Source organism: Roseibium porphyridii (assembly GCF_026191725.2).
Taxonomy (GTDB): Bacteria; Pseudomonadota; Alphaproteobacteria; order Rhizobiales; family Stappiaceae; genus Roseibium; species Roseibium porphyridii.
Map to the genome: position 1 here is coordinate 3,398,861 of NZ_CP120863.1, position 25,795 is coordinate 3,424,655.

The window sequence follows — 25,795 nt, forward strand, 5'->3', positions numbered from 1 at the left end:
ATCTAGCGCATTTCTTCAGGGGCATTTACGCCGAGAATCGACAAGCCTGAAGCAAGCACCAAAGATATTGCACGAACCAATGCAAGACGTGCTAGGGTTAATTTGGCGTTACTAGTGTCAATAAAGCGTAAATGCGGCATTTCCTTGCCTCTATTCCAGTGACCATGCAATGAACTCGCCAACTCATGCAGGTAAAAAGCGATTCTGTGAGGTTCATGCGTTTCGGCTGCCGCTTCTATCACTTTTGGCCACTCTGCCATTTTTGCGATCAATTCCAGCTCACCGACATCATCAAGTTGCGTATAGTCGGCGGTTGAAAGAGAACTGTCCCCAATATCCAGATCCTTGAGATCATCAGCCGCCTGCCGCAGCACCGAGCAGCAACGAGCATGTCCGTATTGAACATAGAAGACCGGATTGTCTTTCGATTGTTCCGTGACCTTCTTGAAATCAAAATCAAGCGGCGCATCGTTTTTGCGGAACAGCATCATGAACCGAATTGGGTCCGGGCCCACTTCGTCGACCACTTCTCGAAGGGTAATGAACTCGCCGGAGCGTTTTGACATCTTGACCGGCTCACCATCGCGCATGAGCTTTACAAGTTGGCAGAACCTTACGACCACATCCGTTTTGCCGTCTGACACAGCCTTTCCAACCGCCTGAAGCCGCTTGGCATAGCCGCCATGATCAGCGCCCAGTACGTAGATTGCCTCTTGGAACCCTCTCAAGAACTTGTCCTGAAAGTAAGCAACGTCTGCGGCAAAATAGGTGTAAGAGCCGTCGGACTTCTTCAAAGCGCGGTCTGTGTCGTCGCCAAAGTCACTTGCGCGGAACAAAGTTTGTTCCCGGTCTTCCCAATCGTCCGGCACCTGCCCTTTCGGAGGTGGCAGCGTTCCTTCGTAAACAAGCCCCTTCTCGCGCAATGTCTCGAGCATGAAGTCGATTTTGGAAGCGTTGGTCCCTTCCCGCTCATGCAATGTTTTTTCAGAGAAGAAAATCTCGTGTTCGACACCAAGCGCAGCCAAGTCGGACCTGATAAGTTCGAGCATTGCAGCCATTGCACGCTCTTTCACGAGTGGAAGCCACTCGCTTTCATTCATGGCTTTCAAATTCTCGCCGAATTCATCCTTGAGCTGGGCTCCGATCGGTTTCAGGTAGTCGCCAGGATATAGTCCAGCTGGAATATCGCCAATATCCTCGCCGAGCGCTTCTCGATACCGCAAATATGCGCTGCGGGCGAGCGTATCAATCTGCGAACCGGCATCATTGATGTAGTATTCCTTGACGATATCGCACCCGCCGAAAGCCAGAAGGTTGGCAAGAGCGTCGCCGAGAACCGCACCGCGAATGTGACCGACATGCATCGGGCCAGTGGGATTGGCTGACACATACTCAACGTTCACTTTTCGAGGTTCGGCGAGATGGATACTTCCGTAACTCTTGCCAAGTTCCAGAACGCTGCCGAGAACTCGCTGCCAGACAACCGGTGCCACGCGCAAATTGATAAAACCTGGCCCTGCAATTGTGGCCTCGACAATGTCCTGATCAGCACTCAGTTTTTCAACAAGCTGTTCTGCAAGATCTCTGGGCTTCAATCCAAGTGGTTTTGCAAGAACCATTGCTGCATTGGTTGCCAGATCACCGTGAGCACGATCGCGTGGCGCTTCTACAACGACTCGAGACAGATTCGATTCATTGCCGTTTGCGTCTTTAAGGTCAATTGTTTGAATGATTTTTTTAACGCGCTGCGTAAAGTCAGCGAAGATGTTCATAGAGCACCGATCTGGTTTCGATTTTTGGTTTCCAAGCACTGTCGCACTGCAGAGAATTCCACGTTCGGCGTCGCTGGCTATTGGATTGCCTCAGCGCCTACCCCAAATCGGGAGTATCGTCAAACAATCTGCGATGTTCTTCAATTGCATATCGATCAGTCATTCCAGCGATGTAGTCGCAAATTCGCCGTGCAATTTCCGCATCGCTCAGATCGCTCATACCCAAGTTCCAGGGTTCAGGCATCAGCCCTGGGTCTGAATGGAATTTGCCAAACAGGTCCCGGACGATACGTGCCACGAGTTTTCGAACAGCAAGAACGTCCTCGTGCCGATAAACACGCGCAAACAGGAAGTCTTTCACTTCGCGTTCCGCCTTGGTCATGTCGGGTGAAAACCCAACCAAGCATTTGCCAGCCATGCGGATGTCCTGTGCGTTTTGGGGATCCAGCTCCGACAGATTGCGTATGGCTTCCCGAATAACGTCTTCCACCATTCTCGTTATCGAACGACGAACGATTTCATGAATGCGCCGGCTTTCTTCCAAACCCGGATATTTAACGTCAACTTCGATAAGAATATTCGCCAGGAACGGAACGTCGCGCATATCTTCGATTGCGAAGAGCCCCGCCCTCAGACCGTCATCCAGGTCGTGTGCGTCGTAGGCAATATCGTCTGCTATTGCCGCCGCTTGCGCCTCTCCACCGGGCCAGGTATCGAGCAGAAGGTCTTGTTTTTCCGCATAGTCCCTGATCGCAAAGGGCAATACTGTGTCTTTAAACTTCCCGACCGGTTTCCCGTTCTGATCTAGCAACGGTCCGTTGTGTTTGACGAGACCTTCGAGAGTTTCCCAGGCGAGATTTAGTCCATCAAAGTCCGCATATCGCTGTTCCAGGTTTGTCACGACGCGCAAGGACTGTGCATTGTGGTCAAAACCATCAAATGGCGCCATGCATTCATGCATGACATCTTCACCTTCATGCCCGAATGGAGTGTGCCCAAGGTCATGCGACAAGGCCAGACACTCTGCCAGGTCTTCGTCCAGACGCAGGGCGCGGGCCAGTGATCGCGCGATTTGTGACACTTCGATTGTGTGCGTCAGTCTCGTGCGGAAATGATCGCCTTCATGATACACGAAGACTTGCGTTTTGTGCTTCAGACGGCGGAAGGCCGAGGAATGAATGATCCGGTCCCGGTCACGTTGAAAGGGCGTTCTGGTCGGGCTTTCGGATTCGGGAAACAGACGACCGCGACTGCGAAACGGGTTTTCCGCGTAAACCGCTCGCGATTGCGCTCCAAATCCGATGTCCCCATTCATTTGTGGCCAACCTTCGCTCACTGCGTTGTCCCGTATCATCCGCCGAAGCTGCGAGATACTCACTCCATTGACGCGGGCAACTTCAAAACATACTTATCTCGATACATCAGCTTTAATGCTCTTGAACTCTTCAAGAACCCAGCGAGTCGGCAACACATGACCGAAACACTTGAAAATCGAGTAACAGTCAGCGCGCGCGCAGCCAAGCGAATTGCGTCCATTTTATCAAATGAACCTGCGGGCAGCATGCTCAGGGTCAGTGTGGAAGGCGGCGGCTGTTCGGGCCTGCAATACAAATACGACGTCGTCGGCGACAGCGAAGACGATGATTTCGTTATTGAGAACCCGGGCGCGACGGTTTTGATCGATGCGATTTCCTTGCAGTATATGAGTGGCTCGGAGATTGATTTTGTCGACGATCTGATTGGTCAGTCCTTTCAGATAAACAACCCGAATGCAGTGGCCGGCTGCGGCTGCGGCACCAGCTTTACTATCTAGAAGCTGCAAGCCACTCTATCCGGGCTGTTGCCCCGACCTATTCGAATTGGAGGCGACACAGCCATGAAAATTGCGACCTGGAATATCAATGGGGTAAAGGCGCGCATTGATACGGTCCAAGATTGGCTGAAAGAAACGAGTCCGGATATTGCCTGTTTTCAGGAAATCAAATCGGTCGACGAGAATTTTCCGCGCCAACCGTTTGAAGACCTTGGGTACAATGTAGAAACCCACGGGCAAAAAGGTTTCAACGGTGTCGCCTTGCTTTCCAAATCGCCGCTGGAAGACGTGCAGCGGGGACTGCCGGGCAACGATTCTGATGAACAAGCACGTTACATCGAGGCAAGTGTATCGACGGAAGGCGGCGCTCTTCGCTTCGGCTGTCTTTATCTTCCCAACGGCAATCCTTTGGGTACGGAAAAGTTTCCCTATAAAATAGATTGGATGGACAGGCTTATTGCACACGCCAAAGAGCGGCTAAAGGACGAAGTCCCGTTTTTGCTGCTTGGCGACTACAACGTCATTCCAGACCCCATCGACGCAAAAAACCCGGAAGGATGGGTTGGAGACGCTCTTTACCAGCCAGAAAGCCGTCAGCGCTTCAGAACACTTTTGAACCTAGGTCTTACGGAAGCAGTCCGTTCCTGTACGGAAGCTCCTGAGACCTACACGTTCTGGGACTATCAGGCAGGAGCTTGGCAAAAGAACAATGGCATCCGCATCGACCATATTCTGATGTCAGCACAAGCGACCGATCGAATGACCGGCTGTGGTATCGACAAACACGTTCGAGGTTGGGAAAAGCCCTCAGACCATGTCCCGGTCTGGGTAGATCTTGCAGCGTGATTCTCTTTTTTCCACCATTCAGATTTCGTGTATCGGCGACCTGAACGCGCCGAAAACACGGCACCTTACGTAGGGACTTGCAGTGTTCTTACGCCGTGCTACTCTTTGAGGCCATGGGGTAACGGACAACACATATCCGTCCGCATTTCAAAAGTGTGGGCCATTCTTACCGGCAATGAGCAAATTGGCCGGGCAAGCGCGTTTGAAATCTCTCATCGCGTTCTTTGTTGTTTTTCTATTCATGTGGAGCGCACCCTCATACTCACAGTCCATTTCCTGTACCTGCAGGTACAAGGGTGAAGACTATGGCGTCGGCGAATCCATATGCCTGAAAAGCCCGGATGGCATGCGACTGGCCACCTGTCAGATGGTTCTCAACAATACGTCATGGAACTTCAGCAGCACGCCCTGCCCGCTTTCGAAGCTTATGACACCGAAGTTGAAGGAAACGGACAAGCAGCCGACGCGGTCGCTACCGTTGTCGAACCGGAAGCACTCTTAACACCGGTTTATTGAGACGGAACCTGCTGTGAGGCCAGGATGTCCGGTCGGTTTTGTTCGATCCATCCATCAGCTAGCGAACGCGCTTGCTGGCGCACGGTTTCGGGAGAGACCGCGAAATATTGTTCGTGCATCGCGTTGATCCAGCTCGCATCGACACCAGAGGCCTGCGCGCGCGCGACTGTCATCCACATCAACCCGCGCGCCTTCTTCTTTTCGGAGTTGCCGATCTCGTAGAGTGTCTCGCCCAGGCGTGCCTGAGCTCCAACATGTCCTTTGAGGGCTGCCAGATTGTACCAACGCACGGCCATGCGGCTGTTGTTGTTCTGGTACATCCGTCCAAGCTCGTACTGAGCGGCCGCGTCACCAAAATAGGAGGCTGCGTGAGTAAAAATCTGACGTGCACGGCTTTCACTTTGTGGAACCGCACCGTCAATTCCGGTCAGATAATATGACCCGAGTGCCACAAACGCGCTGGAAACAAACGGCGCATCAGGCGCGTCCGGCCGATCATCACCATGTTCGCGAACGATCTGGCTGTAGTACTCAAACGCCTTCAGGTCGTCTTCTTTGACGCCGTCGCCCTTGGAGTACATTTCGCCAAGTTTCCACGCTGCCATAGGCTGACCGTTTTCCGCAGCGTATTGCAGAGAGCTGAGCGCTGCAGCTTTGTCACCGGAATAGTATTGACGCGCTCCAGCGCGCAAAGCTTCGCTGGGAGAAAGATCTTGCGGACCAATGGTTCTCGGGGCGGCCGGCTGTCCATCAAACGCCAGCGCCTCACCTGCCATGCCCGCAATCATCAACGCACCGAGCACAGTTCCGGTTTTTCCTAGGCGTTGAATCAATGAGCTCTTCTTTTGCATCCCATTCACACTATTATCCGCCGGACAGAATTTATTTTTCCGACGGACGGTCTTGTTTTTTATCCGCGCCATGCGCATTTGATTTCACTGTGTCCTGTCGAGCAGTACTCGCCGGACCCTGTTTTTTGATATGGCCAAAAATGGCCAATCATTTCGGCCTAAGTTGGGCCGTTTGCCGCCCAAATAAGACCATTTGCAGATTATTTGTGTCCCAATCCGCCTCACTGCCGTCAAGAAGTACAACCGGCTTGTGGACTGATAATAACGCAACGGTTGAATGGCAAACATGGCCGAACATGGGCAATGCCTTCATTCGAGCATTCCCGTCGCCACTCTCTATTCAACTGTTGCGAAATTGGCACAATTTCAGCTTACACCCCATCCCTCACGTGGAACGATAATGCGCACAGTCTGGTTGATGATGTGTTTCCAGCGTGCGAAATGCCATGCGCAGCTGTTGAAAACGGGGGCTTTTGGCCTAATCGCCTTGCCGTTCTATGTTTGTCCTTCAAACTGGAAACCGATTCGGTGTAGGTAAAGCCCGCTAAGACCCGGACGATGAAGATCTAAAACCAATCAGGCGATATGGAATGAGTGCGAAAGACGATTTATTTGCCGGCAATGCCGCAGTTTCTACTCCTGTGGAGCAGGAAACGCCATCTCGCGCACCACAGAAACCTCGCTCCATGCCTGCGGTTACCGCCGTTTCCGATGACTATTCTGCAGCTGACATTGAAGTTCTTGAAGGTCTGGAACCGGTTCGCCGTCGGCCAGGCATGTATATCGGCGGGACCGATGAAAAGGCACTGCATCACCTATTCGCTGAGGTGATCGACAATTCCATGGATGAAGCGGTCGCCGGGCACGCAACATGGATCGATGTAACGCTTGCGGACGACGGCTATCTGACGATTACGGACAATGGTCGTGGCATCCCCGTCGACCCTCATCCGAAATTCAAGGACAAGTCCGCGCTGGAAGTCATCATGACAACGCTGCACGCGGGCGGAAAATTCGACAGTAAGGTCTACGAAACCTCCGGCGGCCTCCATGGTGTCGGTATTTCAGTCGTCAACGCCTTGTCTGAAGAACTGGTCGTTGAAGTTGCCCGCAGCCGTAAGCTTTACCGCCAGACCTTTCGCCGTGGTAAGGCGGATGGTCCTCTGGAACTGGTGGGCGACACCCAGAACCGCCGTGGAACACAAGTACGCTTCAAACCCGACGACCAGATTTTCGGAAAAGGTGCAAAATTCCAACCGGCGCGCTTGCTCAAGATGGCGCGGTCGAAGGCCTATCTGTTCGGCGGCGTAGAGATCCGCTGGCACTGTGCGCCAAACCTCTTGTCCGACAAGGATGAAACGCCTGCAGAAGCTGTTTTCCACTTTCCAGGTGGTTTGAAGGACTTTCTCGCCGAACGGCTGACCAAAGAACGCAGGGTCGTTGATGAGGTCTTCGCCGGACGAACAGACAATGCTGGCAAACATGGTTCGGTGGAATGGGCTGTCAGCTGGTTTGCCGGCGACGGGTTCGTCAATTCCTATTGTAATACGGTACCGACACCGGAAGGCGGAACGCACGAGGCGGGCTTCCGCTATGCACTGCTTCGTGGATTAAAAGCCTACGGTGAGCTGACCAACAACAAAAAAGCGTCCATCATCACCGGCGACGACGTGCTCACCTCCGCCGGCGGAATGCTCTCCGTATTCATCCGCGAACCTGAGTTTGTCGGCCAAACCAAAGACAAGCTCGCGACCAATGAGGCAACTCGAATAGCAGAAGCGGCCGTGCGAGATGCGTTTGACCATTGGCTGACCGCATCGCCCAATCAGGCCAACAAACTGCTTGAGTGGGTTATCGATCGCGCGGAGGAGCGGCTTCGTCGCCGGCAGGAGAAAGACGTCGCGCGTAAAACCGCCGTCCGAAAACTCCGGCTTCCTGGCAAACTTGCCGACTGTTCAGCCAACCAGGCAGATGGCACCGAACTCTTTATTGTCGAGGGTGACTCGGCGGGTGGTTCTGCAAAGCAGGCGCGCAACAGATCCAACCAGGCCGTATTGCCGCTGCGCGGAAAAATTCTGAACGTCGCCAACGCTGGTCGCGACAAACTCGTTGCCAATCAGCAACTGGCGGATCTTATTCAAGCACTTGGATGCGGCAGCAGATCTCAGTATCGCGAGACCGATCTTCGATACGAGAAGATCGTAATCATGACAGATGCCGATGTGGATGGCGCGCACATTGCTTCACTTTTGATTACGTTCTTTTACCGTGAAATGCCTGAACTTATTCGCGGAGGCCATCTCTATCTTGCGGTTCCGCCTCTCTACCGTCTCAGCCAAGGTGGAAAAACTCTGTATGCTCGCGACGACGCGCATAAAGATGAACTGCTGGAAACTGTATTCAAAGGCAGATCCAAGGTCGAAATTGGCCGTTTTAAAGGGCTTGGAGAAATGCTTCCGGCTCAGTTGAAAGAAACCACGATGGATCCCTCGAAACGTTCACTTCTCAAGGTGGACGTAGATGAGAGTGAAATTGGAGATACCAATGATGCCGTCGAGAGGCTAATGGGCAATAAACCCGAAGCCAGGTTCCGTTTCATTCAAGACAATGCAGAATTTGCAGAGGACCTTGATATTTAGGGGCAAAAACGGATAGTTTAGAGCAGTTTTTTAGTCGGGAGTTGCTTGGAAGGTTTGGCCTTTTGACATCGAACCCGTTTTCACCTGCCGGACAAGTATAATGTTAAACCGGGTTTATTCAGTTTTCGACCGACGGCTGCGACCGCTGCGCAATCACGTTTATCTCGTATTTCCAGAGCACAATATTGCCTACGCGCGCGTAGCCGAGCCTGCTTTTCAGGCCCTTGGTGGTGTTCTCAATCATTTGGCGGGTAACAAACACTCGCTGCAGTCGATCAGACAAGATACCCATGCCAGCGAACGGAATGAGCAGCTTCTATTTCATGGCAATGTCGAGTTGCTCACAGCTCGAGAGCTAAAGAGACGGTACCCAGACACAAAAGTGATCGCCTGGGTTCAAGATCCCGCTCAACGTCTGTCCTACTGTTATGAGCGTGTCATTCTGTCTCAAAATGCCTTGCCTTCCTATTACAGCGAAAGTGGCTTTGATCAGCTTATGTCACCACAGGAATTCGTCGAACATATTTCGTCAATTTCGGACCTGGAAGCTGACAACCTGTTCCGCAGCCAATCAGCTGCATTGACACACAAGGGCACGCTGACTGCAGACATCGTCCTGCAAGTAGAGCAATTTGATCATTCGCTTGCCGCTTTCCTGTCTGAAAGCACGGTTGCGATGCGCAATATACCAAGATCTCGGTATCGTATTTCAGATTTCGTCTCCTACGGCACTTTGTGCTCGTTTGAAGACGAAGGAATTCGCCGGAAACTGCAACGGCGCTACCATGCTGACTACGATCTCTTTTATGCCGAAGAAGCAGCTTACGCCTGACATTGCTGTTTGTTTTCATTCCTTGATTTCAGCTTGCACGAGACGACCTGAAGGCAACTAAAACGCGGTCGAAAGGTTCAATCCGAGTAATTTGCATCAATCAAAGCAGCAAAAATCGCACCCACGTCCATTTCCTTTATTAACTGAGATGGCAAAACTTTAATGGAAATACTCGAGTTTCTTTGCAAATTACCTCAACGACGCATTGACACCTGAGCGCATAAATGTAGGGTGTGCGCCAATCGGCGCCTGGTCCGTCCAAGGCACTGTTTTCTAACCATCACAACATTCGGGCACACCGCTCCATGGCATTTGATACTCTCGGTTTAAGCGAGAAGGTCCTCTCTGCAGTTGATGCAGCAGGTTATAAAGAACCAACGGCAATCCAAGCGGGTGCCATACCTCAGGTTCTTGAGCGGCGTGACATTCTTGGCATTGCTCAAACGGGCACAGGTAAAACAGCCAGTTTTACTCTGCCCATGTTGACATTGCTCGAAAAGGGTCGTGCTCGCGCCCGCATGCCACGGACGCTCATTCTCGAGCCGACACGAGAACTTGCCGCTCAGGTCGAAGAGAATTTCGAAAAGTATGGAACCAATCACAAGCTCAACGTTGCGCTCCTGATTGGCGGCGTATCTTTCGCGGAGCAGGACAAGAAACTCGATCGCGGTACCGATGTCCTGATCGCGACGCCCGGTCGTCTTCTGGACCATTTCGAACGCGGCAAGCTTCTGTTGCAGGGCGTAGAGATCCTGGTGATCGATGAGGCCGACCGGATGCTCGACATGGGTTTCATTCCGGACATTGAACGGATCTGCAAACTGATCCCGTTTACGCGGCAAACACTGTTCTTTTCCGCAACCATGCCGCCCGAAATTCAACGATTGACTGAGACTTTTCTTCAGAACCCCGCGCGGATCGAAGTTGCGCCGACGTCTTCGACAGCGGAAAACGTAACGCAGCTTCTCAAGGCGTCGCCATCGAAAGACTATGAGAAGCGTGCTGCGCTTCGTGAGCTTCTGGAAGGCGCTGAAGACCTCAAGAACGCGATCGTCTTCTGCAACAGAAAACGAGACGTCTCGACACTGTTCCGCTCTCTCGAGCGTCACGAATACAATGTCGGCACATTGCATGGTGATATGGATCAGCGAACCCGTATGCTGATGCTCGACAATTTCCGAAAGGGTAACATCAAACTCCTGGTTGCCAGCGATGTTGCTGCGCGCGGCCTCGACATCCCCGAAGTCAGCCATGTCTTCAATTATGATGTTCCCAGCAATGCGGAAGATTACGTTCACAGGATCGGACGCACAGGGCGTGCCGGTCGCTCAGGAACTGCCTATACGCTCGTGACCGGTGAAGACCAGAAGTACCTGGAAGCTATTGAGGCTTTGATCAAGATGTCGATCGACTGGACCGGTGACGCGATTGACTTCGAAGCTGTTGCAAAAGAGCGGAAAGCGCGTCGGAAAGCAGGAAAGTCCGCCAAGACTGCTGCATCAAGCAACGACAACGAGGCAGATCAGCCAAAACCAGCCAACTCACGCCGCCGTTCCCAGCAAAAGAATCGTGACGGCAACGACAATCGAAATGAGGAGCAACAGGACGCCTTGAACACTTTGCCAATCTCCAACATTCCGCACAAATCTAGCGGGAAAAAGACTCGCAGCGACAAAATGGAGCCTGCGTTTGGTGCCGGTGTTCACATTCCTGCTTTCCTTCTGCGCGAACCAAGACCAAAAAAAGCGTCCTAACGTCAAGTTCGTGTGAGAATCCTCATAACCTTAACGCCTCCTTAAATCTTACATCCGAGTTTGATCCTAGAACTTGCGTCCGTGTGGGGCGGATTCGCGAGTGTGTAGTGAGAGAAGCTTGATGGCGGATGACGACGACCATAAGCGGACAATCCAGTATGGAGAATCCGCAATCAGTTACATCAAGAAGAACGTTCTGCCAGCTTACCCGAGGTCCTATGAGCTTTGGTACACCTATTCTGCTGGCTACAATCAGGGCCTGAACCGGGCTATCAACGACACGATCAAAGCGAGCGGGCGCGTAAGCACAGATGAGATGCTGACGCTATATGGCCGCTTCCTGTCCCCCACACGGCTCGGCGATCGTCTTGATGAAGTTGGATCCAAAGTTTCCAGAGAAGTTGAAGAGCTTGTCGACACGCTCAAACTGAGTGCAGACGCCACGTCAGACTATGGTAGTGCGCTGGAACAGGCCGGCGAAAAGATCAAATCCATCGAAGACGCGGAAAAGCTGCAGATCTACGTGACTCACCTGGTGAAATCGACCCAGAACGCAGTTGCCACCAACAGAAAGCTGGAAAGCCAGCTGCTGGAATCTAAGAAGCACATTGAGAACCTGCAGTCCTCGTTAGAAGCGATCAGATACGAATCGCTCACGGACGAGCTGACAACCCTCAACAATCGCAAGCACTTTGAAAACTCACTTGAACGAGTGATCGAACAGTCAAAGGAAAGCAGACGCGGATTTGCTCTTCTGATGACCGATATTGACCACTTCAAGAAGTTCAATGACACCTTTGGTCACCAGACCGGAGACCAGGTCCTGCGGCTTGTTGCGTTGTCCGTCAAACAGAATATCAAGGCCCAGGATATTGCCTGTCGCTACGGCGGAGAAGAATTCGGTATCATCCTTCCCCACTCCAGTCTCGAAGAGGCATCGGAGATTGGCGAGCGGATCCGCAATGCCGTGATGTCCAAGGAACTGGTGAAACGCTCCACGGGAGAAAACCTCGGTCGTGTGACCATCTCTGTCGGAATTGCGACGTTCCGTTCTGATGACAGCGGGCACTCTATCGTTGCTCGCGCAGACGAAGCTCTCTACGCAGCCAAAAATGCCGGCCGCAATCTCGTCAAGACCGAGCTGGACCTATCTGCAGAAAGCCAGGAAAGCGTCGCCTAGTCCAATCTCGGACACACGCATGACCTTTCTGGCTCTGGTTGTTCGGTGAAACAAAACTTCAGACTTTTGCTCTCAAGCCCATCTGCCAGAAATCACTTTCCAACCGGCAGGCTTTTTCAAAAAGTGACAGTACCCTTGGATAGCGACGCTCTGTCATGACGTCGTCTGCTGTGCCATCCATCCAGCTGGAAAAGTCATTTGCGAGGCTCTGGTAAGCTTCACTTGAATATTCCTGAATCCACCGCTGGTAAGGGTTGGTATCGTTGTCACAGCCCTTCGCACTGAGTTGCCTGCCTATTTCGGCGTAACCAATGACACAGGGAGCTAGCGCGGCCTGAAGATCGAGCAAGTCTCCAGACATACCCGCATCCAAGACAAATCGCGTGTAGGCCATTGTCGGTGTGTCTTCCGGGGCCTGTTCAATTTCATCGCGGGACATGCCCCACTTGCCGCACAACTCGATGTGCAGTTCCAACTCCACATCAAGGATGGCCTTCACACCTTCCAGCGACATTCGCATGTCCGCAACTCTCGGGCTCTTGTAGATCCCTAAGGCATAGGCCCGCGCGAATTGAATCAGGAACAGATAGTCTTGAACGAGGTAGTGCTTGAAGCACTCCAGAGGGAGTTTGCCGTCACCCAACTGCTCGACAAAGTCATGCTGCGTGTAGTCAGCCCACTGCGGCGCCGCGTCGGCCTTGAGCCGTTCAAACAATTTCATTGATTTCGCTTACTTGAAAAACCGGACAAAGGTTCGTTGTCTCAGCGCGCAAAGGCACTGAGGTCGGCTTCCTGCAAAGACACAGATTCGCCGCAGCCACACGCTGAAACTTCATTCGGGTTTTTGAACACAAAACCAGACCGGAATTTGGTCACTTCGTAGTCCATTTCCGTTCCAAGCAGAAAGAGCACTGCCGAGGGGTCGACAAAAAGTTTGGCTCCTTTATCTTCCACAACGTCGTCACCTGCGCTCGCCTCTTCCACGAGGTCCATGGTGTATTCCATGCCCGCGCAACCGCCCTTCTTGATGCCTACGCGCAAGCCGATGGCATCCTTGTCCGAATTCTCGACAAGGCTTTTCACTCTATCAGCTGCGTCATCGGTCAGTGAAATGACCTGAAAATTTCCGGCGGCCATATTTTCCTCATTCAGTTCCGGCGGTCCAAAACCTGATATAAGCTCTCAGCTTATAAGAAAAAAGGGTCTGGCTGTAGTGGTATTTGTCACTACGCGGTGCAGCTTCAGTACCAATTCAGTGCGACTTTTGCCTCATCGGACATACGTTCTGGTGTCCAGGGAGGGTCGAAGACCATGTCGACATTGACGGGCCCGACGCCTGCAACCGCTGAAACAGCGTTTTCCACCCAGCCCGGCATTTCACCTGCAACCGGACAACCAGGTGCAGTCAAGGTCATGTCAATGTTGATGGATCTGTCATCTTCAATATCGACCTTGTAGATCAGGCCAAGTTCATAGATGTCACACGGAATCTCCGGGTCGTAGACCGATTTCAGTGCGCCAACGATGTCTGTTGTCAGTCGATCCAGTTCGTCCGATGAAATAGCACTCTTTGCGGAGACCTCGGCCTGCAGGGCTTCACCATCCGCATTGGTGTCAATTGTCGTCGCATTTTCCATCTTTGGGTCCGTCCTTACCCGAAAAAGCTCTGTGCTTTCAACAAGGCCTCATAGAGGGCATCCACTTCAGAGCGTGTATTGTAGAGGCCAAAACTTGCTCGACATGTAGACGTCACGCCGTATTTTGCCAAGAGCGGTTGCGCACAATGTGTGCCAGCTCTTACCGCAACTCCTGCACGGTCGATGATTGTCGCGACATCATGGGCATGAGCGCCCTTGATTTCAAAGGAAACGATCGCGCCCTTGTCCGGCGCTTCGCCGAAAATTCGCAACGAGTTGATTTCTTTCAGTTTCTGATGTGCATAAGACCTTAGATCAGCTTCGTGCCGAGCTATGTTCTCGCGGCCAATCCCATCCATATAGTCAAGCGCTGCGCCAAGGCCAATGGCTTGAACAATGGGTGGGGTCCCTGCCTCAAAGCGATGCGGAGGATCGTTGTATGTCACCATGTCTTCGGTGACATCGAGGATCATCTCTCCGCCTCCGTTAAATGGTCTGAGCGCATTTAACCGCTCTGATTTTCCCCAAAGCACACCAATGCCGGACGGGCCGTAAACCTTGTGTCCGGTGAAGACGTAATAATCGCAATCGAGGTCCTGCACGTCGACGGGCAAATGCACCGCGGACTGACTGCCATCGACAAGCACCTGGATACCGCGCTCGTGCGCGATCCGGCAGATCTCCTTTATCGGTACGACAGTGCCCAGGACATTGGACATCTGTGTAATTGCGACCAGTTTTGTTTTGTCAGTTAACGTATCTGCAAACGCGTCGAGATCGAAACTGCCGTCTTCTCGCACGTAAACCCATTTCAACTTGGCGCCACTACGTTCCCTGTGAAAGTGCCATGGAACGATGTTTGAATGATGCTCCATGATCGAGAGAACGATCTCATCACCTTCACCGAAGAAATCCGGTCCCAATCCATAGGAAACGAGATTGATCGCCTCGGTTGTCGATTTGGTGAAGACGATTTCGTCAACCGACTTTGCGTTTAGAAATCGGCGAACTTTTTCGCGCGCCGCCTCATAGTTGTCGGTCGCCGTATTGGAGAGGAAATGGAGGCCACGATGGACATTTGCGTATTCTTCGGAATACGCCTTTGTCACGGCGTCTATCACCGCCTGAGGTTTTTGAGCGGATGCACCGTTGTCCAGGTAAACCAGAGGCTTGCCATAGACTTCCCGTGACAAGATCGGGAAGTCCCTGCGAATGGCGTCGACGTCGTATCCAACATCATCAATGATCGTTTCTGCGGTTGCGACCGTCATGCGCCGCTGCTCCTTATTCCACTCAGCTTAAGCGATGTCAGTGGCCGGCCAGCCAGTCACGCACCCGCTCCTCAAGCCCTTCGGTCACATCGTCTTCGCCGTATTCTTCGATAGCTTCTGAAAGGAAAGCCAAAACCAGCAGGGTTCGTGCCTCGTCTTCAGGTATGCCCCGAGCTCTTAGGTAAAAGAGCAGGTCCTCGTCAATCTGTCCGCTGGTCGCACCATGTGCACAGATCACGTCATCGGCAAAAATTTCAAGCTCCGGCTTGTTTGCCATTTCTGCTTCTTCAGAAAGAAGCAGGGCCTGGGTCATCATCTCGCCGTCGGTTTTCTGGGCATGTTGGGCAACGTTGATCCTGCCCTGGTAAACACCCCGCGCACGACCATCAAGAACGGTCTTGAAGAATTCACGGCTGTTACAGTTTGGTACTGCGTGGTCAACGATCAGCGTCTGGTCACCCAGATCTTCACCACCCGCCATTGTCACGCCGTAGATCTTCGCCTCGGAGTGTTCACCGGTAAACTCGATAAACTGCTGGTTCCTCGCGAATTTTGGTCCAGCCATAAACCCGAGCGATTTGAACTCAGCCTCGCCTGCGATCGTGGCGATCGTTGTAAAGAGCCTTGCGGCATCAACCTTGCCAACAATCAGGCGGGTCGTCGCCAACGACGCTTTGTCGGCGACGTCATAGTCGAAAACGGCGTTCAATTCGCCCATTCCGGTTTCGCCAACGAACGTCTCCAACAAACGCAGCTTGGCACCTTCGCCGAGCGTTATTTTGTGTCGGCTAACCTGCGCGCCTTCAGAGGTTGCAACCTGAATCAGTTCTACCGGCTTGGTGACTTCCACACCAGCTGCGAGCGAAATAACAACACCGCCTTGTACAAAGGCTGTGTTGAGAGCAATAACGCCATCATTTGCAGCGGACTTCGGAGAACGAAGCAACTGCGCCCCGTTTTCTCCTTTCAACGCGGTGTTGAAGTCAGAAACGACGGCTCCTTCGCCGGTGAGCCCGTCCAGATCAGAGAGCTGAGGAGCAAACACGCCATTGATCGTTACAATCTGGTATCTGTCGAGGTCGCCGTAGCTGTTCTGATCCGCCAAAATTGCTTTGGCGGCTGTTTCATCGGCGGCAGCCGCGAGAGGTGCTGCCGATTTCAAGAAGGCGCGCAGATCCGAGTACTTATATTCCTCGACCCGGCGATGAGGCAGTCCCCTGTCACGGATCTGTTCTACCGCCGCTTCCCTGAGCGCAGACACTGCGACGGAACCTTCCAGACTGTCTTTAGAGCTCTGGTAACGGTCCAACAGGTTGCTTTCAGCCTGTGTGTGTTTGATGAGTGCCGTTGCATTCATGTCGCCCTGCTCCCTCAAGCGGCTGTATCGATATATTCGGCGTAGCCATGCTTCTCCAGATCAAGTGCAAGATCCTTGTCACCTGTTTTGACGATCTTGCCTTTGGAAAGGACATGGACAACATCCGGCACGATATGGTCCAGCAAACGCTGATAGTGCGTTATGACAACCATTGCCCGTTCCGGTGAGCGAAGCTTGTTGACGCCGTCGGAAACGACGCGCAATGCGTCGATATCGAGGCCTGAATCTGTTTCGTCCAATACACAGAGCTTTGGTTCAAGCAAAGACATCTGCAGGATTTCCGCACGCTTCTTCTCACCACCCGAAAAGCCGACATTCAAAGGGCGCTTCAACATGTCCATGGAAACATTGAGATGTGCTGCTGCTGCCTTTACGCGCTTCATGAAGTCCGGAATGGACAGAACGTCTTCTCCACGCGCCTTGCGCTGCGCATTCATCGCGGTTTTCAAGAATTCCATTGTGGCAACGCCTGGAATCTCGATTGGATACTGAAACGCCAGGAACATGCCAGCGGCGGCGCGCTCATCCGGATCCATATCGAGCATGTTCTCACCATTGAAGAGGACTTCCCCTTCAGTGATCTCATAATCGTCCTTACCGGCCAGCACGTAGGAAAGAGTGGACTTGCCTGAACCGTTCGGTCCCATGATGGCGTGAACTTCACCGGCATTAACCGTCAGGTCGACACCCCGAAGGATTTCAGTTTCGTCTTCCGCGATGCGGGCATGCAGGTTTTTGATCTCAAGCATTGAGATGTTTCCTTGTAACTCACGGGCACACAGCCCCAAATTCAAATTCAATTCGAAAGCGGCTCGTTAACCCACGGATCCTTCAAGACTGATGGAGATGAGCTTTTGCGCTTCAACCGCGAATTCCATCGGCAACTGCTGGATCACGTCCTTGACGAAGCCGTTGACGATCAAGGCGACTGCCTCTTCTTCGGACAGTCCGCGCTGCAGGCAATAGAACATCTGATCGTCTGAAATCTTTGATGTTGTCGCCTCATGCTCGAACTGTGCCGACGCATTCTTGCTTTCGATGTAAGGAACGGTGTGAGCACCACAGTCCTGGCCGATCAGCAGTGAATCACACTGAGTGAAGTTCCTTGCGTTCGACGCTTTGCGGTGTGCAGAGATCAGACCACGGTATGTGTTTTCCGACTTGCCGGCAGAGATCCCCTTTGAGATCACCCGGCTGGAGGTGTTCTTGCCCAAATGGATCATCTTGGTGCCGCTGTCGATCTGCTGGTGTCCGTTGGATACCGCAATCGAATAGAACTCTCCGCGTGAATTCTCACCGCGAAGAATGCAAGACGGATACTTCCAGGTGATCGCAGAACCCGTTTCGACCTGTGTCCATGAGATCTTGGAGTTCTTGCCGCGGCAGTCACCACGCTTGGTGACGAAGTTGTAGATGCCGCCCTTGCCGTCCTTGTCGCCCGGAAACCAGTTCTGAACCGTGGAGTATTTGATCTCCGCGTCGTCGAGAGCCACAAGTTCAACCACGGCTGCGTGCAGCTGATTTTCATCGCGCTGCGGGGCTGTGCACCCTTCCAGATAGGAAACGTAGGACCCTTTCTCGGCAATGATCAGGGTACGCTCGAACTGACCAGTGTTCTGCTCGTTGATGCGGAAGTAGGTCGAGAGTTCCATCGGGCAGCGAACACCTTCGGGAATGTAAACAAACGACCCGTCAGAGAACACAGCGGAATTGAGCGTCGCGTAGTAGTTGTCAGTGATCGGAACAACGGACCCGAGATACTTTTTCACCAGATCCGGATATTCGCGAACAGCCTCGGAAATGGAGCAGAAAATAACGCCAGCTTTTTTTAGCTCTTCCTTGAAGGTCGTCACAACGGACACAGAATCGAACACCGCATCAACCGCGACCCGGTTCTTTGGCTCAACACCGGCGAGAATTTCCTGCTCTGCCAGCGGAATACCGAGTTTTTCGTAGGTCGCAAGCAGCTCGGGATCGACTTCATCCAAGCTCTTCGGACCTTCCACGGACTTTGGCGCGGCCCAGTAGTAAAGATCGTCAAAGTCGATCTTCGGATAGGAAACACGCGCCCAATCCGGTTCGTCCATCTGCTGAAAACGACGCAGCGCATCCAGCCGCCAGTCGGTCATCCACTGCGGCTCGTTCTTTTTGGCCGAGAGAAAACGAACAGTCTCTTCAGAAAGGCCCTTTGCGCCCTTTTCTGACTCAATGTCCGTTACGAAGCCGTATTTATACTGGTCAACATCGATGGCTTTCACCTGTTCGATGGTTTCCTGTACAGCTGGCATACTGTGCCTCCATTTAGCAGACCCTGTGTCTGCTCATTGCAGTTTTCCCTGCAATTCAGGACAGGATCCCTGAACCGCATCTCACTTGCCGGGCAAAGCCCGAATTATCACGTCATGCCGCCCGATGGCGGGCTTGTGGATCCAACCGGTCGATGATCTTCGGCCAAAGCACCAAAAAACGATCTATGTCAGCTTCGCTTGTGTTCCAGCCGAAACTCACGCGCAGCGCGCAACGAGCCAGGTGTTCATCCACGCCCATAGCTGTCAGCACATGGGAAACAGACACTTTTCCGGACGAACATGCCGAGCCCGATGAAAGGGATACGCGCTCCAGATCAAAAGCGATCAAAGCCGTTTCAGCTGAAATGCCTGGAACAGCAAAACAACTTGTGTTTGCCAGACGATCAGATTGTTCGCCGAAGATCACCGTTTTCGAACATGTGGACTGCAAACCCGCCTCAAGACGCGTCTTCATCTCAGCGAAATGGCGCACCTGTTCGAGGTCTTCAAGGGCTTCGATCGCAGCATTTCCAAATCCAACGATCGCAGCCACATTTTCCGTGCCGCCGCGACGCCAGTTTTCCTGACCTCCGCCAACCATCAGCGGTGACGGAACCCGCCCGGTTGTGCGGACGACAATCGCACCAATACCCTGGGGCCCGCCGAATTTGTGGGCTGACAAAGTGACGGCATCGGCCTGCCAGGCGTCGAGATCGATCGCCAATCTCCCGGCGGCCTGCACAGCATCTACGTGGAAAAAGTGCCCGTATTCACGCGCAATCCGACCCACTTCGGAGACCGGTTGAATGACCCCTGTTTCGTTGTTTGCGGCCATGACGGAAATCAGACCCGGTTCCGCATTCGCAACCAGCTCTTCAAGTTTTCCAAGATCAATCAGGCCATCTGACGTCACTGGGACGACTTCCTGATCGGCCACAGCAAAGCGCCCACCCGTCTTCACGGAGGGATGTTCAACGGCGCTAATGAACAGCTTGTCCAAATAGACAGGCACGCCCTGGTCCTGCCAGGCGGGCGCAAGCGCAGTCATATTGGCCTCGGTACCGCCGGATACAAATGTCACAGCGCGTGTTTTGACGTTGCAAAGTTGCGCGACCTTTTCTCGGGCATCCTCGATACGGCCCCGCGCCTTGCGACCATGGCTATGAACGGATGAACCATTGCCGACCTCTCCCATGACCTCAATCATGGCCTCGCGCACCGCCGGACGCATAGGAGCGCCGGCGTTATGATCGAGATAGATTGGGTCTGAAAGACGCGGCATGACACCTCTAGAGCCTGAATCAGCATTCTTCTGAATTCGAATTTCCGCTTTATCGTCAGACAGATGTGCGAAAAACCTTGATATTTTTCGCTGCGGTGACGATAACACCCCCCAATCGGATGACCCGAGCGTTGCCGTCATTGGCTGGCGGTGCGAAGTTTCGAATAATTCTAAACAAGGTTCTAGAAACTCGGAGGCTAAGAGTCAAGTTTAGACTTACGGGTAATCACGTATCTGACCCCAATCTGCGCATCGCATTAGATGCGCCACAAATGACAAGGACATCGCACTTCATGCCTGAGGTGATCTTTAACGGTCCCGCCGGCCGGCTCGAGGGCCGGTTCCATCCCGCGAAAAAACGCAACGCACCTATCGCACTGGTCTTGCATCTTCATCCGCAGTTTGGCGGGACGATGAACAACCAGATCGTCTACCAGATGTACTACATGTTCGCCCGGCGCGGTTTTGCGGTGCTACGGTTCAATTTCAGAGGTGTCGGACGGTCACAGGGGACATTTGATCACGGACAGGGCGAACTTTCCGACGCCGCAGCGGCACTTGACTGGGTGCAGACTGTTCACACCGACGCGCGCGCGTGCTGGATTGCCGGATTTTCCTTCGGAGCCTGGATCGGCATGCAGCTCCTGATGCGGCGCCCGGAAGTGGAAGGCTTCATTTCCGTTGCACCACCTGCGAACCTGCACGACTTTTCGTTTCTTGCCCCCTGCCCGTCTTCCGGTCTGATTGTCCACGGTGACAACGACAAGGTGGTACCGCAAAAAGACGTTCAGACGCTTGTCGACAAGTTGAAGACCCAAAAAGGCATTGTGATCGATCACGAGACAATTCCCGGTGCCAATCACTTCTTTGAAAATGATATGGACGATCTGATGGATCGATGCGGAACATATGTTGACGGCCGGCTAGGCCTGACACCAGCCGACTACGTTGACATCGATTGATTTCGTTTCGCAAGGCCCGCCACCTGGCGGGCTTTTCTTTTCAGGTGTTGAAATGGTTTCAAGCGACGGCAATCTGACGATCCGCCCGGCTGATCTCGGCGACTTTGACGCCGTTTCCGCGCTCTTCGATCACCTCAATCCGAAGGACGTTCATGCGGACGACCTGCTCAAACGAAAAACATTCGAACGTCTCATCAAACACCCGGGTCTGACGGTTCTGATTGCCTCGATAGATGCGGTCCCGGTCGGTTCATGCACACTTGTTGTGGTTCCAAACATGACGCGCGGCTGCGCACCTTACGCACTGATCGAAAATGTCGTCACCCATAAAGAACGGCGAGGTCTGGGCATTGGAAAGAAGGTCCTGTCGGAGGCAATTCGTCTGGCTTGGCAGGCAGGTTGCTTCAAGATCATGCTGATGTCCGGTGCGGACAACGCGAAAGCCCACAAGTTCTATGAAAGCCTCGGTTTCAAGACTTCAAAGAGAGGCTTTGAACTGAGAGCGGAAGGGTACCCCAAACGCGAACTCACCTGAGACAACTTTTTTTTCTGAAACAATCAGCCCTGGAATGGCTTCGGCCGGGGAACACCAGGCCCGCTCTCGACGCCATCATCCGGCCCGGCCAGCGGGTCTTCACCCTCTGCAACAACTCCCTTGATCGGAGGCCCGTCATAGTCTTCCGGTGGCGGCACGGTCGAGGCCAGCTTGCAGTTGGTCAGCCAGATGTCATAGACGGGGTGCTCAACGGCATGAAGCCCAGGGCTTGCAGCATACATCCAGCCTGAGAAGATGCGCCGAACTTCGTTGTTCAGCGTTATCTCATCGACCTGTACAAATCCTGTTGTCAGGGGCGATTCGGTTTGTGGACGCGTATGGCAAACCCTTGGTGTCACCTGCAGAGCACCGAATTGGACCGTTTCGCCAATATAGACATCGAACGAGATGATCCGGCCCGTAATCTTGTCGAGGCCCGAGAAGACCGCGACAGGGTTTTCAATTTTTTCCGATTGAGCAGCGGCACCTGACGCAGACATGGCCAAAGAAGCGACCGCAAGACCAGTCAGTAGATGTTTCGCCGCTTTCAATGCGTCAATCAAGGTGACCATCTGCTTCTTTTCGAATCCCTTGGACCAGCATAACGAAGTTTCCTTCAGCCGCGCTAGCACCGAATTACGGCCCGGAAAAGACGACGCTTGACCGGACCGAAAATCATTTAGCCAATTTCCGAAAGCCGTTTCAGGGCGATCTGAACCTTTTCCAGCTTTTCAGAGGATTCGGCCACCTTTTCCCGTTCGCCTTCAACAACTTCTTCCGGCGCCTTTTCAACGAACTTCGGATTTGCCAGCTTCTTTTCGATCTTGGAAATCTCGCCCTGGAGTTTTCCAATCTCCTTTTCGAGCCGCGCTTTTTCCGCACCAAGGTCGATAACCCCGGCAAGCGGCAGGCTTACTGTAGCTTCGCCCACAATAATCTGAGCCGATCCGGACGGTGCAACATCGGCAAGCTCCACGCTTTCACCGCGAGCAAGGCGCAATATGGCAGCTTCATGCGTAGACAGCCGAGACCTGGTCTGATCGCTTGCCCCGGCAACGACGATATTGACCTTTGCCCCTGCCGGCACGTTCATTTCGGCGCGAACCGACCGAATTTCAGAAATGAATGTCACCAGCCAATTGATTTCGGCCGCGGCATTGCTGTCTGAAACAAGCGCTTCCGGCCACGCGGTCAGCATCAGCAGGTTGTCGGCCCTAACGCCTTCATCGCCAAGACGTTCCCAAAGCTCTTCCGTCAGGAACGGCATAAAGGGATGGAGAACCTTCAAAATCTCATCGATCGCCCAGGCCGTTGTTGCTCGGGTTTCTGTCTTTGCCTCTTCGTCCTCACCGTTGAAGATCGGTTTGGCCAGCTCCAGATACCAGTCACAGAAGGTGTTCCAGGTGAAGCGATAAACGGCCCCGGCGGCATCGTTGAAACGATAGTCCTCAAGCGCGGCAGTTACTTCAGCCGTGCAGCGGCCCATTTCGGTCGCGATCCAGCGGTTCAATGTATGTCGGGTTGCTTCAGGATCGAAGCCTTCAACACGCGCGCAACCGTTCATTTCAGCAAACCTGGACGCATTCCAAAGCTTTGTGGCAAACCGTTGTCCGCCTTCAGCTGCCTGATCGGACATTCGCAAAGTGCGGCGCGCCTGGACTTCCTGACTTGCAAGTGCGAAGCGCGTCGCATCCGCGCCGAAACGATCGATCAAATCGAGAGGATCGATAACATTTCCAGTCGATTTGGACATTTTCTTGCCCTTGCCATCGACCACGATCGAGTTGAAATAGACCGTGTGGAACGGCACTTCGCCCATAAAATGAATGCCCTGCATCATCATTCTGGCGACCCAGAAGAAGATGATATCGAGACCTGTGACCAACACATCCGTTTTGTAATATCGCTGAAGTTCCGGCGTTTCATTCGGCCACCCCAACGTTGAAAACGGCCAGAGCGCTGACGAGAACCATGTGTCCAGAACATCCGGATCTCGCGTCAAAGCCTTTCCGTTGGCCATTTCAATAGCTTCGGCTTCAGTCTGTGCGCAATACTCGTTGCCCTCAGCGTCGTACCAGACTGGAATCTGGTGTCCCCACCAGAGTTGGCGCGAAATACACCAGGGCTGAATGTCATCCAGCCAGTTGAAGTACGTTTTGTCCGCGTTGCCTGGTATCAGCTTCGTCGAGCCGTCCTTGACCGCCTGCAACGCGGGTCCAGTCAGTTTCTTGGCGTCGACAAACCACTGATCGGTCAACATCGGTTCGATAACGACTTTCGACCTGTCGCCAAAGGGCTGCATGATCTTCTTGGATTCGACCAAAGGCAACTCTGTCGGCCCTTCCTCGTCTTCTCCAAGTGGACGGACAATTGCCCTGCCAAGCGGATGCCAGTCCGGTGCCTGACCTTTCATCCAGGCGACCTCAGGGTGATCGCTAGGCACCATGACCGCCAGTCCTTCGGCAGTGATTTGCTCTACAACCCGCTTGCGCGCCTCGAAGCGATCCAGGCCACGCAGGTCGTCTGGAACGATGTTGATGAGATCGACTTCGTTGATGGACATTTCTGCGCCATCAATGATCGCCTGTGCCTTCACAGCTTCTTCAACATACGGAGCCCCGTCGGAGCGCATGGCGCCCCTGGTGTCCATCAGGCGGTACATCGGGATCTTGTTGCGTTGCGCTACGCCATTGTCGTTGAAGTCATGCGCGCCGGTAATCTTGACCGCGCCTGAACCGAAATCCGGGTCCGGATAGTCATCCGTGATGATCGGTATCAGGCGTCGGTGCTCTTTCGGCCCTACCGGAATTTCACAGAGCTTGCCGATAATCGGCTTGTAGCGTTCATCGTCGGGGTGAACAGCAACCGCACCGTCGCCGAGCATCGTTTCCGGGCGTGTGGTCGCGATAGAGATGTAGTCGCGGGTTTCGCGAAGGGTAATGTTCCCCTCCTCGTCCTTTTCGACGTACTCATACGTTTCACCGCTGGCCAGAGGGTACTTGAAGTGCCACATGTGGCCATCGGTTTCGATGTTCTCAACTTCAAGGTCCGAAATTGCGGTTTCGAATTTCGGATCCCAGTTGACGAGCCGCTTGGACTTGTAAATCAGACCTTCATTGTAAAGGTCGACAAAGACTTTCAGAACGGCTGCCGACAGGTTTGGCGACATCGTGAATTCGGTTCGGCTCCAATCGCATGAAGCCCCCAACCGTTTCAGCTGACCGAGAATTGTTCCTTCAGAATTACGCTTTTGCTCCCAGACTCGTTCAACGAACGCTTCACGGCCCATTTCGCGCCGTCCAGGCTGTTGAGTTTCCATCAACTCGCGCTCGACGACCATCTGCGTGGCGATGCCGGCATGGTCGGTTCCCGGTTGCCAGAGGACATCAAAACCCTGCATGCGCTTCCAGCGAATGAGAATATCCTGGAGCGTGTTGTTAAGCGCGTGTCCCATGTGCAGTGAGCCCGTCACATTGGGAGGCGGAATTACGATGGAAAAAGCATCAGCGCCATCCTTGGCACCAGCACCGGCCTTGAATGCCTCGGCCTTTTCCCAGGTTTCGTAAATCCGCGGCTCAACGCTGGCCGCATTGTAAGTCTTATCCAGCATCAGGGTCACTCGTTGGGAGGATAAAAGTCTAAATTCGTGAGCACCCGTGTAAATCTGATGCTCAGCCGCAAGTCAACAGCCGATAGATGTGAAACAATGTCCAATGGCTGGCAAATCAGGCCGATGGGCCAAAGCTGAGAGAAGTCGCCTTGGGCGCTGAGCAATTTCCTGCCATAAGCGGTAAATGACTGTCTCGATCCGACCGCATCACCTCTTATGTATGCTGACCTACCTTGGCCGGGGGTACACACCCGATTTCGTCAAGAACTATGATCAGATCATCGCACGTTTGAATGAGGGTGAAGCTGTGCAGCTTGTTTCCGGGCCGGACGATATCTGCACACCGATGTTGGACGAAGCCGGTTGCCATTGTCACAATGACAGTGTTCGAACTCGGGATGAAATGGCGGCGCGCCAGATTGGCTCTCTTCTCAAAACCAGCCTTGAAACCAAAATGGCATTGCGTCTTACGGCATCACAGGTGGCCGCGTTAAGGGCCGCTTTCGCAGACGAGTCCATTCGAGCAGGATGTGAAGGCTGCGAATGGCACGATCTGTGTTCCAGCATCGCATCCAAAAAATATAGGGGGTGCCATTTAGCACCCCCTGACTGATTGTCATAGCTGAACA

General features: G+C 53.2%; 23 protein-coding genes. 10 read left to right on the forward strand and 13 right to left on the reverse strand.

Annotated features, from left to right (window positions below; genetic code table 11):
* Positions 1-2: 2 nt before the first annotated feature.
* Positions 3-1,772, reverse strand: a complete 1,770-nt coding sequence (gene argS, locus K1718_RS15815; protein WP_265681622.1) for an arginine--tRNA ligase — start codon at positions 1,770-1,772, stop codon at positions 3-5.
* 97 nt (positions 1,773-1,869) lie between these two features.
* Positions 1,870-3,087: a deoxyguanosinetriphosphate triphosphohydrolase gene (locus tag K1718_RS15820; RefSeq protein ID WP_265682550.1), complete on the reverse strand. Its 1,218-nt coding sequence runs from the start codon at positions 3,085-3,087 to the stop codon at positions 1,870-1,872.
* 156 nt (positions 3,088-3,243) lie between these two features.
* Here K1718_RS15820 and K1718_RS15825 point away from each other — a divergent pair, with 156 nt between their 5' ends.
* The 3 genes from K1718_RS15825 to K1718_RS15835 all read left to right on the forward strand — a co-directional run bounded on the left by K1718_RS15825 (position 3,244) and on the right by K1718_RS15835 (position 4,947).
* Positions 3,244-3,585 (forward strand): HesB/IscA family protein, encoded by a 342-nt coding sequence (locus tag K1718_RS15825; RefSeq protein ID WP_152501868.1) that lies wholly within the window; start codon positions 3,244-3,246, stop codon positions 3,583-3,585.
* A 63-nt stretch (positions 3,586-3,648) separates the two neighbouring features.
* Positions 3,649-4,431 (forward strand): exodeoxyribonuclease III, encoded by a 783-nt coding sequence (gene xth / locus K1718_RS15830; RefSeq protein ID WP_265681620.1) that lies wholly within the window; start codon positions 3,649-3,651, stop codon positions 4,429-4,431.
* A gap of 324 nt (positions 4,432-4,755) precedes the next feature.
* On the forward strand, positions 4,756-4,947 hold the full coding sequence (locus K1718_RS15835; protein WP_265681618.1) for a hypothetical protein: 192 nt from the start codon (positions 4,756-4,758) through the stop codon (positions 4,945-4,947).
* Here the strand turns inward: K1718_RS15835 and K1718_RS15840 are convergent.
* Entirely contained in the window at positions 4,941-5,780 is an 840-nt protein-coding gene (locus tag K1718_RS15840; protein WP_265681616.1) for a tetratricopeptide repeat protein, read from the reverse strand. The two genes, K1718_RS15835 and K1718_RS15840, sit on opposite strands and share 7 nt — an antisense overlap.
* A gap of 608 nt (positions 5,781-6,388) precedes the next feature.
* Here K1718_RS15840 and parE point away from each other — a divergent pair.
* The 4 genes from parE (at position 6,389) to K1718_RS15860 (ending at position 12,203) form a co-directional block, all read left to right on the forward strand.
* On the forward strand, positions 6,389-8,437 hold the full coding sequence (parE, locus tag K1718_RS15845; RefSeq protein ID WP_265681614.1) for a DNA topoisomerase IV subunit B: 2,049 nt from the start codon (positions 6,389-6,391) through the stop codon (positions 8,435-8,437).
* A gap of 100 nt (positions 8,438-8,537) precedes the next feature.
* Entirely contained in the window at positions 8,538-9,269 is a 732-nt protein-coding gene (locus K1718_RS15850; RefSeq protein WP_152501873.1) for a sulfotransferase family 2 domain-containing protein, read from the forward strand.
* Positions 9,270-9,574: 305 nt separating this feature from the next.
* A complete protein-coding gene (locus K1718_RS15855; protein WP_265681611.1) occupies positions 9,575-11,023 on the forward strand; it encodes a DEAD/DEAH box helicase in 1,449 nt (482 codons plus the stop codon).
* A 121-nt stretch (positions 11,024-11,144) separates the two neighbouring features.
* Positions 11,145-12,203 carry a GGDEF domain-containing protein gene (locus K1718_RS15860; protein ID WP_152501875.1) on the forward strand — a complete coding sequence of 353 codons (1,059 nt, stop codon included), beginning with the start codon at positions 11,145-11,147 and terminating at the stop codon, positions 12,201-12,203.
* A gap of 58 nt (positions 12,204-12,261) precedes the next feature.
* Here the strand turns inward: K1718_RS15860 and tenA are convergent, their stop codons facing one another.
* The 8 genes from tenA to K1718_RS15900 form a co-directional block, all read right to left on the reverse strand.
* A complete protein-coding gene (tenA, locus tag K1718_RS15865) occupies positions 12,262-12,924 on the reverse strand; it encodes a thiaminase II (protein WP_152501876.1) in 663 nt (220 codons plus the stop codon).
* Positions 12,925-12,965: 41 nt separating this feature from the next.
* A complete protein-coding gene (gene sufA / locus K1718_RS15870; protein WP_152501877.1) occupies positions 12,966-13,340 on the reverse strand; it encodes a Fe-S cluster assembly scaffold SufA in 375 nt (124 codons plus the stop codon).
* 104 nt (positions 13,341-13,444) lie between these two features.
* Positions 13,445-13,840: an SUF system Fe-S cluster assembly protein gene (locus K1718_RS15875; protein WP_152501878.1), complete on the reverse strand. Its 396-nt coding sequence runs from the start codon at positions 13,838-13,840 to the stop codon at positions 13,445-13,447.
* Positions 13,841-13,854: 14 nt separating this feature from the next.
* Positions 13,855-15,111: a cysteine desulfurase gene (locus K1718_RS15880; RefSeq protein WP_265681608.1), complete on the reverse strand. Its 1,257-nt coding sequence runs from the start codon at positions 15,109-15,111 to the stop codon at positions 13,855-13,857.
* 37 nt (positions 15,112-15,148) lie between these two features.
* Complete coding sequence (locus K1718_RS15885) at positions 15,149-16,468, reverse strand: SufB/SufD family protein (protein ID WP_265681606.1); 1,320 nt, start codon at positions 16,466-16,468, stop codon at positions 15,149-15,151.
* Between the two features lie 14 nt (positions 16,469-16,482).
* Positions 16,483-17,238, reverse strand: a complete 756-nt coding sequence (gene sufC / locus K1718_RS15890; RefSeq protein ID WP_152501881.1) for a Fe-S cluster assembly ATPase SufC — start codon at positions 17,236-17,238, stop codon at positions 16,483-16,485.
* A gap of 66 nt (positions 17,239-17,304) precedes the next feature.
* Positions 17,305-18,777 carry a Fe-S cluster assembly protein SufB gene (sufB, locus tag K1718_RS15895; protein ID WP_152501882.1) on the reverse strand — a complete coding sequence of 491 codons (1,473 nt, stop codon included), beginning with the start codon at positions 18,775-18,777 and terminating at the stop codon, positions 17,305-17,307.
* 112 nt (positions 18,778-18,889) lie between these two features.
* Positions 18,890-20,059, reverse strand: a complete 1,170-nt coding sequence (locus tag K1718_RS15900) for a cysteine desulfurase family protein (RefSeq protein ID WP_265681603.1) — start codon at positions 20,057-20,059, stop codon at positions 18,890-18,892.
* A 293-nt stretch (positions 20,060-20,352) separates the two neighbouring features.
* Between K1718_RS15900 and K1718_RS15905 the strand changes: the two genes are divergently transcribed.
* Positions 20,353-21,021, forward strand: a complete 669-nt coding sequence (locus K1718_RS15905) for an alpha/beta hydrolase (protein ID WP_152501884.1) — start codon at positions 20,353-20,355, stop codon at positions 21,019-21,021.
* Complete coding sequence (locus K1718_RS15910; RefSeq protein WP_265681601.1) at positions 21,008-21,556, forward strand: GNAT family N-acetyltransferase; 549 nt, start codon at positions 21,008-21,010, stop codon at positions 21,554-21,556. Before K1718_RS15905 ends, K1718_RS15910 begins: the two co-directional genes overlap by 14 nt.
* Positions 21,557-21,579: 23 nt before the next feature.
* Here the strand turns inward: K1718_RS15910 and K1718_RS15915 are convergent, their stop codons facing one another.
* Together K1718_RS15915 and K1718_RS15920 are read right to left on the reverse strand one after the other, a co-directional pair.
* Positions 21,580-22,128 (reverse strand): DUF2155 domain-containing protein, encoded by a 549-nt coding sequence (locus tag K1718_RS15915; protein WP_173006029.1) that lies wholly within the window; start codon positions 22,126-22,128, stop codon positions 21,580-21,582.
* Positions 22,129-22,235: 107 nt separating this feature from the next.
* Positions 22,236-25,166, reverse strand: a complete 2,931-nt coding sequence (locus tag K1718_RS15920; RefSeq protein ID WP_265681600.1) for a valine--tRNA ligase — start codon at positions 25,164-25,166, stop codon at positions 22,236-22,238.
* Between the two features lie 184 nt (positions 25,167-25,350).
* Between K1718_RS15920 and K1718_RS15925 the strand changes: the two genes are divergently transcribed.
* Entirely contained in the window at positions 25,351-25,779 is a 429-nt protein-coding gene (locus tag K1718_RS15925) for a DUF1284 domain-containing protein (protein WP_152501887.1), read from the forward strand.
* The last annotated feature ends 16 nt before the right edge of the window (positions 25,780-25,795 follow it).